This window comes from Spirillospora sp. NPDC029432, from assembly GCF_040703975.1.
In the GTDB taxonomy this organism is placed as follows: Bacteria; Actinomycetota; Actinomycetes; order Streptosporangiales; family Streptosporangiaceae; genus Spirillospora.
The window spans coordinates 67,905-85,200 of record NZ_JBEZWH010000025.1; the positions used below are offsets into that span (position 1 = coordinate 67,905).

Consider the following 17,296-nt stretch of genomic DNA (forward strand, 5'->3'; position numbering starts at 1 on the left):
CGCGGGCCGGCCCGCCCCAGGGCGCTGCTACTCAAGATCTCCTGAGTAGGAGAACGCGGCCGCGAAGGCGTCGTCGCCCAGGGCGCGGCGGGCGGCGGCGGTGATCCGGTCGACGTCGCCGCGCTCGGCGGCGGGGAGCGGGGCGCCGACCGAGGCGCGCAGGCGGGCGGCGGCGCCGAGCAGGCGGGCGGCCCGCACGGCGTCGTCCTCGGCGCCCGCGAGGCCCTCGTAGGCGAGCGCGACGGCGCGGGGGTCGCCGATGCGGCGGGCGGCGTCCAGGCCCTCCCGGTGGAGGGCGCGGGCGGCGTCGCGGTCGCCGCGCTGCTCGGCGGCGAAGCCCAGCTCGGCGAGTACGAGCGGCAGCCCGGGCTCGCCGTGGACCTGCCGGATCCAGCCGAGCCACTTGCGGAGGTGGGCCTCGGCGTCGGCGAAGCGGCCCTGCCTGCGGGCGGAGAGGGCGAGGCCGACCTCGGCGAAGTGCTCGGCGACCTTGTTGCCCTGCTCGGCGGCCAGCCGGAGGGCGCGGCGGTGGTGCTCGTCGGCCGCCGCGAAGTCCCGTTCCAGGAGGGAGACACGGCCGAGGCCGGAGTGGCGGAACGACTCCTCGGAGCGGAGCCCGAGCTCGCCGGCCAGGCGCAGGCCGTCGCCGTGCAGTTCCTTGGCGCGGGCATAGTCGCCCGCGATCTCGGCCAGTTCGGCGAGGCTGTTGGTCGCCTTGAGCATCCCCCAGCGGTCGCCCAGGGAGCGGAACAGCTCCTCGCTTTCGGACGCGTCGCGGTGGGCGGCGTCCAGTTCGCTGCGCGCGCGACTGATGGTGGCCCGTACGGCGAGTGCGGCCGCTATACCCCAGCGTTCGCCGCGCGTACGGAACTCGGCCAGCGCTTCGTCCATGAGGCGGCTGGTGATGGACAGGTCACCGAAGCCGCGGTAGGCGAAGCCCAGGAACCACTGCGCCCGCGTCCTCATGGCGGGGGTGCCGTGTTCGGCGATGAGCGTGACCTCTTCGCGGGATCGCGGATCGGTGCCGTCGCAGCCGAGCAGGGCGAAACCGGCACGCCACGCCCTGGCCTCGGGGTCGTCGGTCAGGGTGAGGGCGGTCTCGAGCGAGCGGCGGCCCTCGTTCAGGCGCCCGCGCAGGAACCAGTACCAGGCGAGGGCGTTCACCAGCCGCAGCGCGAGGTCGCCTTCCTGGAGGCGGACGGCGGCTTCCAGCGCGGCGCGGTGGTTGGGCGCGTCGCGGTCGAGGCGTTCCAGCCAGGCACGCTGGTCGTGCCCGTAGAGGTACGGCTCGGCGCGTTCGGCGAGGGCGACATGGTGGCGCAGGTGGCGACGCCGGATCTCGCCGGCCTCGCCGGCCTCTTCGAGGCGTTCCGCGCTGTACGCCCGGACCGACTCCAGAAGGCGGTAGCGGGGGCCGTCCGCCGCGCCGGCCGGGGGCACGAGGGAGACGAGGGAGCGGTCCACCAGGCGGGCGAGGGCATCGAAGACGTCCAGGCCGGGTTCGGCGCACACCTCCTCGGCCGCCGCCAGCGTGCAGCCGCCGGCGTGCACGGCCAGGCGGCGCAGGACGGTCCGCTCGCGCTCCGGCAGCGGCTCCCAGCTCCAGTCGATCATCGCACGGAGGGTGCGCTGGCGGGCCGGGGCGTCGCGCCCGCCGGACGTCAGGATGCGGAACCGGTCGTCCAGGCGCCGGGCCAGCTCGCGGACGCCCAGGGCGCGGACGCGCGTCGCGGCCAGTTCGAGGGCCAGCGGGATGCCGTCCAGGCTGCGGCAGACGGTCATGACGTCATCGAGGTTGGCGGCGTCGACGGTGAAGCCGGGCGCGGCGGAGGCGGCGCGGGCCTCGAACAGCCGGACGGCGCTGGACCTTCCGGCGGCGTCCAGGTCGAGCGGCGGCACGGCCCACAGCGCCTCGCCCGCGATGCCGAGGGGCTCCTGGCCGGTCGCGAGGACGCGCAGGCCGGGCACCGCGCGCAGCAGCGCGCCGGTCAGCGTGGCGACCGGCTCCACCACGTGCTCGCAATTGTCGAGGAGCAGGACGAGGCGGCGGTCGCGGAGCGCCTCCGCGAGCCGCTCGGCGGGGTCGGCGGGCGCGCCCGGCGGGAGGGCGTCGTCCCGTACGCCGAGGGCCGTGGCGACGGCGTCCGCCAGCGCGTCCCTGCCCGCCGTGCGTTCCAGGCCGGCCAGCTCGACCAGCCACACGTCGTCCGGGACGTCCCGCACGGCCTCCAGCGCCAGCCTCGTCTTCCCCACTCCGCCCGGCCCGGTCAGCGTCACCAGCCGGGACGTCTCCAGCAGGGAGCGCACCTCGGCGACCGCTTCGGAACGCCCGATGAGTTCGGTCACGGGCGCCGGCAGGTTGGAACGCCTCGGCCTCGGCAGGTCTTGGCGCAGGATGGACTCGTGGAGGGCGGCGAGTTCGGGGCCGGGGTCCAGGCCGAGTTCCTCCGCGAGGTGCCGCCGCAGTTCCTCGTAGGAGGCGAGGGCGTCGGTCTGGCGTCCGGACCTGTAGAGGGCTTGCAGGTGCGCGGCTCTGAGCCGTTCGCGCAACGGGTGCCGCGCTACGAGTCCGGTCAGTTCTCCGGCCAGCTCGCTGTGCTCCCCTAGGGCGAGCCGTGCTTCCGCGAGTTCCTCCAGTACGACCAGGCGCTCTTCCTCTAGGCGGGCCGCCGTGACTCGTGCGAACTCCTCGTCCGCGAAGTCCGCGTAGGCCGACTCGCCCCGCCAGAGCGAGAGCGCCTCGTTGAGGAGCTTCGCCTTGGCGCGCGGTTCATTCTCGGCGCGCGCGCCCGCGACGAGCGCCCGCCAGCGTTCACTGTCCACAGCCTGTGGACGAACCCGCAGCAGGTAGCCCGGCGGCTGCGACACGACCATCTCCCGGCCGCCGCTCTCCGCGCCTTCCAGGACGCGGCGCAGCTGCGAGACACGGGTCTGGAGGGTGCCCCCGGGGTTGCGCGGCAACCGCTCGCCGGCCCACAGATCGTCGATCAGCCGGTCGGCCGGAACGGCGCGCCCCTCGTGGACGAGCAGGTCGGCCAGCAGCGCCCGGACCTTCAGCTCCGGCACCTTCACGGGCGCGCCCTCGTCCGTCCACACGGCCAGCGGACCGAGCACCCCGAATCGCATGAGCGCAGGCTAACCGACCTACAGCGGACCTAAAGGAAGCCCGCAGTCCGTTCGCGCACTCTCCTCCCATGACTTCCACGAAGACCCGCGAGATCGTCCTGGCCGCCCGCCCCTCCGGGGAGCCCCGCCCCGAGGACTTCACCCTCGTCGAGACCGAGCTGCCCGCGCCCGCCGAGGGGCAGATCCTCGTCCGCAACACCTGGATGTCCGTCGACCCGTACATGCGCGGCCGGATGGACGACGCCCCGTCCCTCATCCTGCCGCCGTTCGAGATCGGCGCCCCGCTGGACGGCGCGGCGGTCGGCGAGGTGATCGCGTCCCGCGCGGACGGCGTCCCGGTCGGCGCGACCGTCTCGCACTTCCTGGGCTGGCGCGAGCACGCCCTGCTGGACGCCGCCGGCGCGACCGTCATCGACCCGGACCTCGCGCCCGCCGCCGCCTACCTCGGCCCGCTCGGCACGACCGGCCTCACCGCGTACGCCGCCCTCACCCGCCTCACCCCCGTCCGGGAGGGGGACGTGGTGTTCGTGTCCGCCGCCGCGGGGGCGGTCGGCAGCGTCGCGGGGCAGCTGGCCCGCCGGCTGGGCGCAGCCACGGTGATCGGCTCGGCAGGCGGCCCGGAGAAGGCCCGCCGGCTGGTGGACTCCTTCGGGTACGACGCCGCCCTCGACCACCGCGCCGGGCCGCTGGGCGAGCAGCTCGCCGCGGCCGCGCCCGGCGGGATCGACCTGTACGTCGACAACGTCGGCGGCGACCACCTGGAGGCCGCGCTCGACGCGCTGCGCGTGAACGGCCGCGCCGCCCTCATCGGCGCCATCAGCGGCTACAACGCCACCGCGCCGGTCCCGGGCCCCGCCAACCTCTTCAAGATCATCGAGAAGCGGCTCACGCTGCGCGGGATCCAGATCGCCGACCATCTCGACCTGTTCCCCGAGTACATCGGGCGCGCCGCCGGCTGGCTCGCGGACGGCGGCCTCCGCACGGAGGAGACCGTGGTGGACGGGCTCGACCGGGCGCCGGCCGCGCTCATCGGCGTCCTGCGCGGCGCCAACACCGGCAAGATGCTCGTCCGCCTGGACGGCTGATCACGGAGTTCACCAGGGCACCGCGCCGCCGTCGTCGTACGCCCCGCCGCTCTCCCCGCCCTCGGGCAGGGTGGCGAGGCGCACGGCGACGGCGGCGCCCTGCGCGGCCGTACGCGGGATGTCGAACCCGAGGTGCGCGGTGAAGTCGGTGGCGCACGCACCGGGGATCGCGGCGTTCACCAGGATCCCGTCCGGGCGCAGCTCCTTGGCGTACTGGACTGTCAGCATGTTCAGCGCCGTCTTGGACGCCGGGTACGCGGCGCCCGCGGGCAGCGCCGACATGTAGTGGCCGGGATCGGTGTGGTGGGCCAGGGAGCCGACGCCGCTGGAGACGTTCACGATCCGCGCCGCCGGCGACCGCCGCAGGAGCGGCAGCATCGCGTTGGTCACGCGCAGGACGCCGAGGACGTTCGTGTCGAACACGTCCCGCAGCTCGCCGGCCCCGCAGGCGCTCGGCGGCGTGCCCGGGCCGGAGATCCCCGCGTTGTTGACCAGGACGTCCAGCCGACCGAAGCGCTCCTCGACGTGCGCCGCCGCCGCGTCCACGCTCTCCTGGACGGTGACGTCGAGCGGGACGCCGTGCGCGGCCTTCAGCCGGGCCACGGCCGCGTCCCGGCGGCCCGCGTCGCGCGCGCCGACGAGCACGGTCAGGCCGCGCTCCTCCAGCTGCGCCGCGATCTCGAAGCCGATGCCCTTGTTCGCCCCGGTCACCAGCGCGATCCTCGTGCCGCCCGTGTTTTCGCCCATGTCTTCGCTCATGTCGTCGCTCATGGATCGAGCAGACCACCGCACCGCCCCGCTCGGACAGGACGTTCCGGGTCACGCGCCATACCCTGGCGGTATGGCCGACCGTGTGGAGACGCGCGAGCTGGAGTACTTCGTCGCGGTCGCCGAGGAGCTGCACTTCGGGCGGGCGGCCGGGCGGCTGGGGATCGCGCAGCCGCCGCTGTCGCGGGCCGTCCGGCGGCTGGAGCGCCGGCTCGGCGTCACGCTGCTCGACCGCGGCCCGCGCGGCGTCGCCCTCACCGCGCCCGGCGAGGTCCTGCTGCGCGAGGCCCGCCGCGCGCTGGAGTCGGTGGACGCCGCCGTCCGGCTGACCCGGCGGGAGGGCGCCGCCCGGCGCGGGCTCGTGCTGGTGCTGAAGCCCGGCGGCGACGGCGGGCTGCTCCCCGCGATCCTGGCGGCGTACGAGGCGTGCCCGGAGGCGGTCCCGGTCGAGGTGCTGATGCGCGGCATCGGCGACCGGGTGCGGGCGCTGCGGGACGGCTCGGCCGACGTGGCGCTGCTGCACGCCCCGTACGAGGACCTCGCCGGCCTCGACACCGAGGAGCTGATGACCGAGGGCCAGGTCGCGGTCGTGCCGCGGGGCCACCGGCTCGCGGCCCGCGAGTACGCCGCGATGGCCGACCTGGACGGCGAGCCGCTCTTCGACCGCGCCGTCGACGGCGCGCCCGAGGCCGGGCACCTCATGCAGCTGGTCGCGCTGGGCCGCACCGTCGTGCTGGCCCCCGAGTCGGTACGCGACCACCTGCGCCGCGACCTCGTCTGCGTCCCGGTCCCGGACGCCCCGCCGGTCACGGTCGTGCTCGCCTGGCCCGAACGGAGCACCTCGCCCACCCTGGCCGGTTTCGTGCGAACTGCCACAGAAATAGCCGGTTTGTATGGGAAATCGGAGGTATAGCACGCGGTACCAACCGCCGGAACGATGGACGCGGCCACCGCCGGTCCGCTAGAGGTACCTGTTATGACCGCATTGGTACTCGGGCCGCTCCTGCGCCACGTCAGCGATCGCACCGCCACCATCTGGGTGGAGACCGACCGCCCGTGCGAGGTCCGCGTCACGAGCGGCGGGAACGCCGCGAACGTCCGGGACGAGGTGGACGCCACCGCCCGGACGTTCACCGCCCATGGCCACCACTACGCGCTCGTCGAGATCGGCGGGCTGGAGCCGGGCGCCCGTGTCCCGTACGCGGTGGAGCTGGACGGCGAGCGGGTCTGGCCCGAGCCGGACTCCCCGTTCCCCGCCTCCCTCATCAGGACCATGGACGCGGCCGGGGCGGTGCGGATCTCGTTCGGCTCCTGCCGGCGGTCGCCCGACCGCGCCGGGCTGCACGGGCTCGACACGCTCACCGCGTTCGCCGGCAGGCTCGCGAACGACGCGGACGCGCGCTGGCCCGACGTGCTGCTCATGGTCGGCGACCAGATCTACGCCGACGAGCTGGGCGACGAGATGCGCGCCTACCTCGCCGGCCGGCGCGAGCCCGACGTGGAGCCGAAGGGCGAGGTCGCCGACTTCGAGGAGTACACCCAGCTCTACAAGCTCGCCTGGCACGAGGACCCGGCGGTGCGCTGGCTGCTGTCCACGGTGCCGGTGTTCACGGTCTTCGACGACCACGACATCCGCGACGACTGGAACACCTCGTACGCCTGGCGGCAGGAGATGTGGTCCCAGCCCTGGTGGCGCGCCCGGATCACCGGCGGCATCGGGTCGTACTGGATCTACCAGCACCTGGGGAACCTGTCCGCCGAGGAGCGCGCCGGCGACCCCGTCTACGAGGCCGTCCTCGCGGCCTCGGCCGATGGCGGCGACGCCGGGAAGATCCTGGACGAGTTCGCCGAGCGCGCCGACAAGGAACCCGCCACGATGCGGTGGAGCTACGCGCACGACTGGGGCGGCACCCGGCTGATCGTCGTCGACAGCCGGTGCTCGCGGCTGCTGACCGCCGACCGCCGCGGGATGCTGGACGACGAGGAGTTCCGCTGGCTGGACGGGCAGTGCCAGGGCGGCATGAAGCACCTGCTGATCGCCAGCTCGCTGCCGTACCTGCTGCCCCGCGCGATCCACCACGCCGAGACCTGGAACGAGGCGATGGCCGGCGGCGCCTGGGGCCGGCGGAGCGGCGCGCTGGGCGAGAAACTGCGGCAGGCGGCCGACCTGGAGCACTGGGCGGCGTTCGACTCCTCGTTCCGGGCGGTGGCCGAGGACGTCGTCGCGGTCGCGCGCGGCGAGCGCGGCGAAGCACCCGCCAGCATCTCCTTTCTTTCCGGTGACATCCACTACTCGTACCTGGCCCGGGTGACGGCGCCCGACACCGACACGACGATCACTCAGGTGGTCTGCTCACCGCTGCGCAATCCGCTCCAGGGCAAGTTCCGGCTGGCCAATAAGATCGCCTGCATGCGCGGCATGCCCGGACCGTTCCGGATGCTCGCGCGGCTGGCGAAGGTCCCGCCGCCGCCGCTGAAGTGGCGGATCACCGACGGGCCGTGGTTCGACAACGCGATCGCGACCGTCGAGCTGGCCGGGCCGGAGTGCGACGTCAGGTGGGAAAGCCCCCGTTCGGCGACCACTCTGGAACAGATCGGCGCTGCCAGGGTGTGCTGATCCGGTTTCACAGAGTTATCGCACGTGCGGCGGCGAACCGAACAACCGATTGCACTCGTAAAAATTCGCGGCCGACCATTATGGACCGACCAGAACGACTGGTAGCGTCCGCACTTGTCACGCTCGCTCACCGGCTCCCATCCGTATTTGCGCGCGCGGATGACTCGCGCCGGGCTAAGTGTCATGAAAGAGTGGCGAATCGCCGTATTGGCCTACGGGGCTAACGGGCTTCACTACGCTATAGAAGCCCGGGGTCTTCACTCCGGCCCGCGTCCCCGACAGCAGGAAGGGGAGGCCGCCCGTACATGGTCACCCTCGCGACCCTGAACCGAGGAGTGGGCTCCCAGAGGTCCCGTGTTGAGGAAGGGCGAAATGCCATGGATCGCTGCGCGCTGTTCGTAGACGCCGGCTACCTGCTGGCCGACGGCGCCATGGCGGTGCACGGCACCCGCCATCGGGAGACCGTCTCGTGGGACTTCGCCGGGCTGCTCCAGCTGCTCGGCGGCCTGGCCCGCGACCGCACCGGCATGCCGCTGCTGCGCTGCTACTGGTACGAGTCCACGGTCGAGGGCCGGCGCGCGCCCGAGCACGAGGCCCTCGCCGACCTGCCCGGCCTCAAGCTGCGCCTCGGCCGGGTCCGGCCCGGCCGGCGCGAGGGCGTCGACACCGAGATCCACCGCGACCTCATGACGCTCGCCCGCAACGGCGCGCTCGCCGACGCCGTCGTGGTCGCCGGCGACGAGGACCTCGCCCAGGTCGTGGTGGACGCCCAGGACCTCGGCGTCCGCGTCACCGTCCTGCACGTCGCCGTCGACGGCAACTGGACCATCTCCCGCGCGCTGCGCCAGGAATGCGACGACCTCGTCGAGGTCGACTCCGCGCAGCTCCGCCCGTACGTCAGCCTGCTCTCCGGCGCCGACACCGGGACGCCCGCGCTGCCCGCCCCGCTGTCCAACGGCCACGGCACGAGCGGCGCGCTGGGCGCGATCGGCGCCCTGGAATCGGCCGTGCCGCTGAGCAGCCCGCCGCCGTCCTCGCCGCTGACCCCGCCCCCGCCGTCCACACCCCTCACCGGGCCGCCGCCGTCGTCCTCGTCCTCCAGCGGCTCCAGCGGGAGCGCCGGGGGACCACCGCCGCTGGGCTCCAGCTTCAGCTCCAGCACCGGCTCGTTCGAGTCCAACTACGGGACGGGCGGCTACGACACCGGCCTCGGCTCCAGCGGTTACGGCTCGTCCTCGGGCTCCGGCTCCTCTTCCAACGGGTCGCTCGGGAACCTCCCGCCCGTACTGGGCAACGGCTCGTCCCCGAGCTACGGCAACGGCTCCTCATCGGGTTACGGCAACGGGTCGTCCCCGTCCTCCACGAACGGCATCGGCCCGGTCAACGGCTCCGGCCTGGGCGGCGGCAGCGGCGCGCACGCGTCCCCGCTGCACGCCGCCCCCACGCCGAGCCCGACCAGCACGGGGCCGATCAACCCCGGGCCGCTCGACCCCGGACCGTCCGCCCCGTCCTCGCGGCCCGGCACGGGCCCGCAGTACCTCCCGTCGTCGCCCGTACCGCCGCCCACCCAGCCCCCGCCGCCCGCGGCGCCGACGTCCGGCCCGTACACCGGGCCCCAGCAGATCGCGCCGCTCCCGTCCCAGCAGGCCTCGCCCACGCTCGCCGACGCCGTCAAGGCCGCCCACCAGGAAGGCCAGGACTTCGGCGAGTCCGTCGCCCGCGACGCGCCCGCGCTATGGCTGGAGGCCGTACTCGCCCGCAAGCCCCGGATGCCCTCCGACCTGGAGGCGCGGCTGCTCCAGGGCTCCTCGCTGCCCATCGACTTCCTGCTGCACGACGAGGTCCGGCACGCCCTGCGCCGCGGATTCTGGGACGCCCTCGAACGTTCCCGCAGGTGATCAAGGTGCGCCCCGAGCGTACGCGTAGGTAATTCACGATCCTCCTCGATTCACCCGCTTCGCTCGCCGGGCGGCGGGTAGCGTTGAAGCGTGACGCATGTGACGGAAGACGATCTCGACGACCTGGAGTTCGACACCCTGCGCACGGGCGATCACATCTCGGCGGCACGGCGGCTAGCGGAGCTCGCCGAGTCGGTGTCCGGCGGGGTGTCGCGCGCCAACGTGCTCCTCCGCGCGGGCGAACAGTGGCAGCACGCGGGCGACCACGCCCGCGCCGCCGAGCTCTACCGCTCGGCCATCGCCGACGGCGGCGAGACCTACGGCGATCCCCGCGCCTACCTGGCCGACGCGCTCTTCGAGCTCGACGAGGCCGACGAGGCCCGCAAACTGATCGAGCAGATCCGCGCCGACAGCCCCCGCGACCCGGAGGTCTACCGGGCCGTCGCCGAGGTGCTGTACGCCCAGAGCGACCCCCTCGGCGCCCACGAATGGGCCACCGCGGGCGCCGACGTGATCCTCGCCCTCCGCGACCGCGCCGTCGGAGTGGGCGCCGGCACCGACAGCACCCCCCAGGACGACGACGGATCCCTCACCCCCGGCCCCGACGACGTCGCCCTCGCCGAAGACAGCCTCGAAGCCCTCCTCCGCCTCCGCTACCGAGCCCGCATCGACCTCGGCCGCGAGGAAGACGACTACGACGCCCTCCTGGACGACCTACTGAAGAACGAATAATTGTGGAGGGGCTGTTTCATTGTGGAGGGGCGACCCTCCACACCACCCGGGACCCGGGGTGCGTGCCCTGCGCTCGTTCCTCGCTACGGACACCCTCCCCGGGGCAGGGGACTCCGTCCCCCGCACCCCCTGCGAGGGGGCTCCGCCCCCTCGACCCCTTTCTTGGGGCTCCGCCCCCTCGACCCTCTTCTTGAGGCTCCGCCCATGTGCGGCTACGCGGCGGCGGCGGGCACCGGCTCGTCGCCGCGTTCGGCCGTGCGGTGGCGGAGGAGGGCTCGGTCGCGGGCGGCGTCGGCCGGGGTGAAGCCGGTCCAGACCCGGTCGTCGACGTCCCACGGGCGGGCGGTGGGCAGGAAGCTCGCGCGGGACAGGACGCAGGGGCGGCCGCGGACGACGCCCGCCTGGAGGTACGTGCCCTCGCGGAGCATGACCACGGTCGCGAAGCGGACGCCGGTGTGGCGTCCGGCCTCGCGGAACCAGCGCGGGTTGGACGCCCAGTAGAGGTTGTGGTCGGTGTCCACGGCGACGCTCAGCGGGCTGAGCGCGGCGCGGGCCAGGTGGACGCGGTCGGGGCGGGCGCGGTCGGCCCAGGCCAGGGCGGCGCGGCCGGTCAGCGAGGCGAGCGCGGCGGCGATGCCGGCGGTGGTGCGGAGTCCGGCGAGGAGCTGGAAGAGCGGCTCGCTGTCGGTCGTGCCGGTCGCGGGCGGCAGGGCGTGCAGCGCGCGCAGCTCGCCGGCCTCGATGTCGCCGTTGTGGGTGGCGACGATGCCGGGGCTCCCGTGGGGGGCGGCGACGAGCAGGGGGCTGGCGTTGGCCAGCTCGTACGGGGAGCCCTGCGTGGCCCAGCGGGTGTGGCCGAGGACCGTGGGGGACGCGTCGAGCGCGGGCACGAGGCCGGGGCGCCAGACGCCGGCGAAACCGCCGCGGCCCTTGACCACGCGGCACCCGTCGTGGTGGAGGTCGGAGTACCGCTCGCCGGCGCTGCCCGCCGGCAGCTCGGGGCCGGGGGCGGCGGGACGGCCGGTGAGCAGGGCGATCCCGGCGGAGTCGCGGCCGCGCTCCTCGGCGAGCGTGCCCAGCACCACCAGCGCGTCCGAGGCCGGGCCGGGATCCCCGGCGCGGGGCGAGCGCAGCAACCCGAACAATCCGCACATGCTCGGTGAGATGCAGATCATCGGCGGCCGGTTCGAGCGTCCCGTCCGGGCGAATAAGCTCGGATCCGTGAATCGTGCGCCCCGCTGGCTGCTTCCCACCGTGCTGACCGCTCTGGTCCTGCTGGTGGTGGTCGGCGCGCTGCTCGGCTGAGGCCGGGCGGGCGGTGCCGGATCCGGCCACGCGGATCGCGGCGGGGGTGCACGAGCGGGCGGGCGGGGAACGGGAGATGATCAAAGGATGTCGCAGCGTCCGTCCCGTGCCGGTGGCCGAGCCCTGCTGAGCGGTGCCGCGGCGCTGGGGGTGCTGGCGGCCGGCGTCCCGTACGCGGCGCCCGCGACCGCCGACGACAAGGTCGCGTTCAAGATCACCGATGAGCGGATCACGGAGTCCAGCGGGCTCGCGGTGAGCCTGCGCCACAAGGGCGTCGTATACACCCACAACGACTCCGGCGGGGTCGCGCAGATCTTCGCGCTCGGCCCGGACGGGAGGACCCGCGCGGTGCTGACCCTGGCGGGCGCCGGAGCCCGCGACTGGGAGGCGATGGCGGTGGGCCGGGACGAGAAGGGCAGGCCGGCCGTCTACGTCGCCGACATCGGCGACAACCTGGGCGGCGCCTGGCCGTACGTGACCGTCTACCGCATCCCCGAGCCCGCGCAGCTGCGCACCCGGACGCTGCGCGCGACGGCGTTCAAGTTCAAGTACGAGGACGGCCCGCGCAACGCCGAGGCCATGATGATCAACCCGCGGACGAACCGGCTCTACGTCGTCAGCAAGCTGTTCAACGGCTCGGTGTACGAGGCCCCCGCGAAGCTGCGGACCGGCGGGTTCAACAAGCTGCGCCGGGTCGCGGACGCGCCGAGCATCGCGACCGACGGCGCGTTCTCGCCGGACGGCCGCACGTGCGTCATCCGCACGTACTTCGGCGCGCGCCTGTACGCGGTGGACGGCGAGGGCCGTCCCGGCAAGTCGCTCGGGTCGGTGGGGCTGCCCGCCCAGGAGCAGGGCGAGTCGATCACGTACACGGCGGACGGCCGGTCGCTGCTGGCCGGCTCCGAGGGCTCCGGCCAGCCGGTCCACCAGGTGCCGCTGCCGGAGGACGCGCTGCCGCCGAGCCCCTCGCCGGCCGCCGGGCGGGACGGCGCCGGGGACGAGAACGGCCGCCGCGACTCAGGGCCGGCGAGCCTGGGACTGTTCTTCGCGCTCGCCATCGCGGTCGTGGTGGGCTACGGGCTCGTACGAAGAAGATCATGAGAGGCTTGAGCGCCGTGGAACATGAGCTGATCGGCCTGCGCGGGCCCGGCGGCCGGTGGCGTCCCGTCGCGGCCGGGCCGTTCACGCTGGCGGCGGTGGCGCTGGCGCTGCTGCCGATCCACCCGGTGTGGCTCTGGGCGGTCCTGATCGTCGCCGTGGCGGCCGTTCCGTGGCTGCTGGGCGCGACCCCGGAGGCGCGGCGCCGGCGGCCCCGGCCGTACTGGCGGCTGTCGGCCGACGGGCTGGAGCGGATCGGGCCCGGCGGGCTCGGCATGGTCCGGTACGAGCGGTCCCGCATCGAGGCCCTCGCGATCACCACCGGCGACGGGGCGCTGACGGTCTTCCACAAGTTCGGCCGCGCGTCGGTCGGCACGCTCGACTCGATGGGGATGGAGCCGCTGCCGTTCTTCGTGACGGCGCGCCGGCTGGGCATCCCGATCCAGCTCCTGGACGGCGACTCCGCCGACCTCGCGGGGCCGCCCGGGGAGGGCCGGCTGGGCGAGCTGGGCGTCACGTCCCCCGGCCACGAGGACGATCCCGCGTCGGTGACGCTGCGGCTGCCCCGCCACCACACCGCCGAGCGGCGGCTGCTCGACCAGGAGGCGCGGCTGCTGGCCGCCGCCCACGAGCCGCCCGGCGAGGCGCCGGGGAGGCGTGCCAAGGCCGTCCGGCTGGCGACGCCGGCACCGCTGCCGAGCCGCCGCCGGATCGCGCTGCTGGGCGGGCTGAGCGCGCTGCTCGGCGCGTTCATGATCGCGCGGATCGCGGTGGAGGGCACCGACGGGTTCGGGGCCCGGCTGGCGGCCGGCTGCTGGGCGCTGGCGGCGGTCGCCGGGGTGCTGGCGGCGCGGCGGCGGCTGCTGACCTCGACCCGGGTGGAGTGGACGATCGGCGCCGACCGGCTGCGGGTGAAGGGCCGTCCGGGGCCGCGCGACACGCTGGACATCCCGGCCGCCGACATCGCCGCGCTGGTCGTCGGCCCCGGGCTGCGGCCCGACCCGCTGACCGGCGAGCCGCGCCGGTCCGAGCCCGCGGTGCTGGCGTTCGACCACCGGCTGCGGCTGCTGGCCCGGCTGCCCGCGCACGGGCTGGACGCGTTCCAGCTGGCGCACGCGCTCGACGACCACGGGCTGCACGTGATCACTCCGGGCGCGCGGCCGGCGCGCTCGCCCGAGTACGGCCTGGAGGGCCTGCCGGAGATCTTCGCGCAGGTGCCGGGCGGCCGGCTGGTGGTCGCCGACGGCGGGCTGGGCTGGGCCGACGCGGCGGGCGACGTGGTGCTGCGGATGCCCGAGGACCGCATCGGCGGGATCGAGCTGCTGACGATCGCCGGGCACGCCTGGGTGCGGCTGTACGACTCCGACGGCGAGGAGTTCTTCGCGGCGCCGCTGTCGGCGCTGCGGATCGCGCGTACCGATCTGCGCGAGGGGGCGCGGCAGGCCGGGCTGCCGGTGACGGACGCCGAGTACGACGCGTACCTGAGCGCCGCGTTCCACTCGGCGGTGTCGACGCTGTCGGCGCCGCAGCCGGAGACCGTCCCGGCGCTGGCGGGCCCGCGCCCGGCGGGGCCGGCGGCCGGGGCCGCGGAGCCGCCCGCGCCGGGCCCGGTGACCGCTCCCGGCACGCTGCTGGACGCCACCCGGCGCTCGCGGATCGGCACGTACGCGGTGAGCGTGCTGCTGTGCGAGATCGTCGCGGTGCTCGGGGCGGTCTGGCTGGGCCCCGAGCTGGGCGGCTTCTGGGCCACGGCGAGCTGGTCGATGCCGGCCGGGGTGCTGATCGGGATCGGCGGCTACTGGGGGTACGACCGCGACCGCGCCCAGCTGCGCGTGTCGGAGGCCGGGATCGCGGTGGTCACCCGCCGCGGCCGGGTCGAGTGGGACCTCACGCGGGACCGGGTCGGCGGCGTCGGCGTCGACGAGGCGGCCGAGCGGGCGCCGCGGCTGGTGGTGTGGAGCCCGGCGGGTCGGGTGCTGCGCCAGGTCGGCTTCCCGCCGGACCTGGAGGAGCTGCGCCGCGCGTGCGAGCGGTACGGGCTGCCCTGGGGCCCGCCGGACGCCGACCGTCCCGCGCCCCCGCCGCCGGAGCTCTAGAGCCCCCTCAGGGCTTGGGCTCGCGCAGCGACCAGGTCTTGATCGACTCGTACTCGACCTGGGTGCGGCCGCGGGCGGGCAGCCGGCTCTCCATCAGGTGGACCGTGCCGGCCGTCCACTCCCGGCTCGCGAACGCCGACAGCGGCTCCAGCAGCGGGCGCACGTCGACGGGCGCGCGGCGGCAGCGCGCCAGCGTCAGGTGCGGGCGGAACGAGGGGTGCTTGTCGGGCGCCATCCCGACCCGGCGGCGGGCCGCCGAGATGGACGCGGCGAGCTTGACCAGGTTGCGGCGGTCGCCGTACAGGCCGGTCCACAGCACCCGGGCGTGCGCGCCGGTCCCCGGGAACGCGCCCGCGCCCGCCAGCGACAGCGTGAGCCGGTCGTGCCGGGCCACCGCCCGCTGGAGGCGGGGCAGCAGCTTGTCGAGCGTGCGGTCGTCGGTCTCGCCGACGAAGGTCAGCGTCACGTGCAGCAGCTCGCGGCGCACCCAGCGGAGCGCGGGCGTGCCGGCCCGGTAGGGGGCGAGGAAGGCGTCGAGCTCGTCGAGGACGTCCGGTGGCGGCACCAGCGCCACGAACAACCTCACGGGAACGTCCTGGTGGCCACCCCATCAGCTTTCCAGGTGGTGCGGCGTCCTGTCACGCGAGTGCACCGGCTCGTCCACCCACGGTGACGGTTTTGATCGCCGCCGGTCAGGGACCGGCGGCGGGCGCGGGGCGGCGCAGGACGCGGCGGAGGGTGCCGGCCGGGGCGGCCAGGGCGCCGACGGCGAGCGCCGCGACCAGGGCGATCATGCCGCCGAGGACGATGCTCATCCGCGGCCCGAAGTGCTCGGCCATCCATCCGACCAGCGGGGCGCCGAACGGGTTGGTGCCCAGGAAGACGAACATGTAGAGGCCCATCACCCGGCCGCGCATCTCCGGCGCGACGCTGAGCTGCATGGTCGCGTTCGCGGCCGTCGTGAACGTCATCATCATGATCCCGGTGGGGACCAGCAGCACCAGGAACGACCAGTAGGACGGCATCAGCCCGGTGGCGATCTCCAGGACGGCGAACATCGCGGCCGCGCCGACCAGCACCCGCAGCCGGGGGCGGGTCGCGCGGCGGGCCGCCAGCAGCGCCCCCGACAGCGCGCCGAGCGCGAGCATGCTGGACGCCAGCCCGAACGAGGACGCGTCGCTGTGGAAGACCTCGCGGGCGACCAGCGCGGTCGTCATCTGGAAGTTCATGCCGAAGGTGGCGACGAAGCCGACGAGCACGAGCACGAGCATCAGGTCGCGGCGGCCGCGCACGTACCGCAGCCCCTCGCGCAGCTGCCCCTTCGCGCGCTTGACCGGCGCGGACGCGTGCAGGTCGCTCTCGCGCATCGCGTACAGGCCGAGCAGGACGGCACCGAACGACGCGGCGTTCAGCAGGAAGACCGGGCCGGTGCCGAGGACGGCGATCAGCAGGCCGGCCACGGCGGGGCCGAGCAGCCGGGCGCCGTTGAACGTGGCGCTGTTGAGCGCGATGGCGTTGGGCAGGTCGCGCTGCCCGACCATCTCCACCACGAACGACTGGCGGGTGGGGTTGTCGACGACGGTGGCCATGCCGAGTCCGAACGCGAGCACGTACACGTGCCAGACCTGGGCGGTGCCGGTGATCGCCAGCAGGCCGAGGACGAGGGCAAGCAGGCCCATCGAGACCTGGGTGATCATCAGTACCCGGCGCTTGGGGTAGCGGTCGGCGATCACCCCGCCCCAGAGGCCGAACAGCAGCAGCGGCAGGAACTGGAGGCCGGTGGTGACGCCGAGCGCGACGCCGCTGCCGTGGGCCAGTTCCAGGACGAGCCAATCCTGGGCGACCCGCTGCATCCAGGTGCCGGTGTTGGAGACGACCTGGCCGGAGACGAAGAGCCGGTAGTTGCGGTTGCGCAGCGACCGGAACATCCCGCCGGACCCCTTCCGCGTCAGGCCCGGCTGATCTTGTCCAGGATCGGTGCCGCCCTTCTCAGGATCTCCCGTTCCTCCGCCGTCAGCTCGCCCAGCCGCTGCGACAGCCACGCCTCCTTGCGGCGGCGCTCCTCCCCCAGCAGGGCGCTCCCCGCGTCCGTCGCCCGCAGCACCACCTGGCGCCCGTCCGTCGGATGCGGGGTCCGCGCCACCAGCCCCTGCTCCTCCAGGAAGGCGATCACGCGGGTCATCGAGGGCGGCTGCACCTTCTCGTGGTCGGCCAGCTCCCGCGGCGTCATCGTGCCGCGCCGCTCGATGGCCGCCAGGGCTGCGAACTGGGTGAGCGACAGCGGACCGGCGGCGCCGCCGGGACCGGGCGCCCTCAACGTGCGCAGCCGGCGCGACAGCCGCGCGATCGAGATGCGCAGGTCTTCGGCCAGGCCCGGCGCGCGTGCTCTCGCCCCCTGGGCCGGGCCTGGGCGTTGATTCGGTGGCGTGCTCATTGTCGTTCGCAGAAGTCATTGCTTTTGCTAACGATACGCCGCGGCGGCATATTCCGCGACGGGTCGCCGGCGGGCACGACTTCACCCTCCGATCGCTGGTCGGAACCCCTCCGGACCATCGTGCCATGCCCCTTCCG

Annotated in this window: 14 protein-coding genes; 8 read left to right on the forward strand and 6 right to left on the reverse strand. The window is 74.6% G+C overall.

Going from position 1 to position 17,296, the window contains the following annotated elements:
* Window positions 1–27: 27 nt before the first annotated feature.
* Window positions 28–3,126: a BTAD domain-containing putative transcriptional regulator gene (locus AB0881_RS21090; protein ID WP_366618976.1), complete on the reverse strand. Its 3,099-nt coding sequence runs from the start codon at window positions 3,124–3,126 to the stop codon at window positions 28–30.
* 68 nt (window positions 3,127–3,194) lie between these two features.
* Between AB0881_RS21090 and AB0881_RS21095 the strand changes: the two genes are divergently transcribed.
* On the forward strand, window positions 3,195–4,211 hold the full coding sequence (locus AB0881_RS21095; protein WP_366618978.1) for an NADP-dependent oxidoreductase: 1,017 nt from the start codon (window positions 3,195–3,197) through the stop codon (window positions 4,209–4,211).
* Window positions 4,212–4,220: 9 nt separating this feature from the next.
* Here AB0881_RS21095 and AB0881_RS21100 read toward each other — a convergent pair whose 3' ends face one another.
* Window positions 4,221–4,958: an SDR family oxidoreductase gene (locus tag AB0881_RS21100; protein WP_366618980.1), complete on the reverse strand. Its 738-nt coding sequence runs from the start codon at window positions 4,956–4,958 to the stop codon at window positions 4,221–4,223.
* Window positions 4,959–5,052: 94 nt separating this feature from the next.
* Here AB0881_RS21100 and AB0881_RS21105 point away from each other — a divergent pair, with 94 nt between their 5' ends.
* The 4 genes from AB0881_RS21105 (at window position 5,053) to AB0881_RS21120 (ending at window position 10,226) form a co-directional block, all read left to right on the forward strand.
* Window positions 5,053–5,892, forward strand: a complete 840-nt coding sequence (locus AB0881_RS21105; RefSeq protein ID WP_366618982.1) for a LysR family transcriptional regulator — start codon at window positions 5,053–5,055, stop codon at window positions 5,890–5,892.
* Window positions 5,893–5,955: 63 nt separating this feature from the next.
* The gene (locus AB0881_RS21110) at window positions 5,956–7,596 is read left to right on the forward strand and encodes an alkaline phosphatase D family protein (RefSeq protein WP_366618984.1); all 1,641 of its coding nucleotides are present in this window, start codon (window positions 5,956–5,958) and stop codon (window positions 7,594–7,596) included.
* Between the two features lie 377 nt (window positions 7,597–7,973).
* On the forward strand, window positions 7,974–9,494 hold the full coding sequence (locus AB0881_RS21115) for an NYN domain-containing protein (RefSeq protein WP_366618986.1): 1,521 nt from the start codon (window positions 7,974–7,976) through the stop codon (window positions 9,492–9,494).
* 90 nt (window positions 9,495–9,584) lie between these two features.
* Window positions 9,585–10,226, forward strand: coding sequence for a tetratricopeptide repeat protein (locus tag AB0881_RS21120; RefSeq protein ID WP_366618988.1), 642 nt, complete (start codon window positions 9,585–9,587; stop codon window positions 10,224–10,226).
* Window positions 10,227–10,438: 212 nt separating this feature from the next.
* Here the strand turns inward: AB0881_RS21120 and AB0881_RS21125 are convergent, their stop codons facing one another.
* Entirely contained in the window at window positions 10,439–11,371 is a 933-nt protein-coding gene (locus AB0881_RS21125; protein ID WP_366618990.1) for a hypothetical protein, read from the reverse strand.
* 7 nt (window positions 11,372–11,378) lie between these two features.
* Between AB0881_RS21125 and AB0881_RS21130 the strand changes: the two genes are divergently transcribed.
* The 3 genes from AB0881_RS21130 (at window position 11,379) to AB0881_RS21140 (ending at window position 14,725) form a co-directional block, all read left to right on the forward strand.
* On the forward strand, window positions 11,379–11,531 hold the full coding sequence (locus AB0881_RS21130) for a hypothetical protein (protein ID WP_366618992.1): 153 nt from the start codon (window positions 11,379–11,381) through the stop codon (window positions 11,529–11,531).
* A gap of 87 nt (window positions 11,532–11,618) precedes the next feature.
* Window positions 11,619–12,632, forward strand: coding sequence for a hypothetical protein (locus AB0881_RS21135; RefSeq protein ID WP_366618993.1), 1,014 nt, complete (start codon window positions 11,619–11,621; stop codon window positions 12,630–12,632).
* A 14-nt stretch (window positions 12,633–12,646) separates the two neighbouring features.
* The gene (locus tag AB0881_RS21140; RefSeq protein WP_366619035.1) at window positions 12,647–14,725 is read left to right on the forward strand and encodes a hypothetical protein; all 2,079 of its coding nucleotides are present in this window, start codon (window positions 12,647–12,649) and stop codon (window positions 14,723–14,725) included.
* A gap of 7 nt (window positions 14,726–14,732) precedes the next feature.
* Here AB0881_RS21140 and thpR read toward each other — a convergent pair whose 3' ends face one another.
* From thpR to AB0881_RS21155, 3 genes are all read right to left on the reverse strand, one after another.
* Window positions 14,733–15,311, reverse strand: coding sequence for an RNA 2',3'-cyclic phosphodiesterase (gene thpR / locus AB0881_RS21145; RefSeq protein WP_366618995.1), 579 nt, complete (start codon window positions 15,309–15,311; stop codon window positions 14,733–14,735).
* 106 nt (window positions 15,312–15,417) lie between these two features.
* Window positions 15,418–16,653 (reverse strand): MFS transporter, encoded by a 1,236-nt coding sequence (locus AB0881_RS21150; protein ID WP_366618997.1) that lies wholly within the window; start codon window positions 16,651–16,653, stop codon window positions 15,418–15,420.
* A gap of 20 nt (window positions 16,654–16,673) precedes the next feature.
* Entirely contained in the window at window positions 16,674–17,159 is a 486-nt protein-coding gene (locus AB0881_RS21155) for a MarR family transcriptional regulator (RefSeq protein ID WP_366618999.1), read from the reverse strand.
* Window positions 17,160–17,296: the final 137 nt, after the last annotated feature.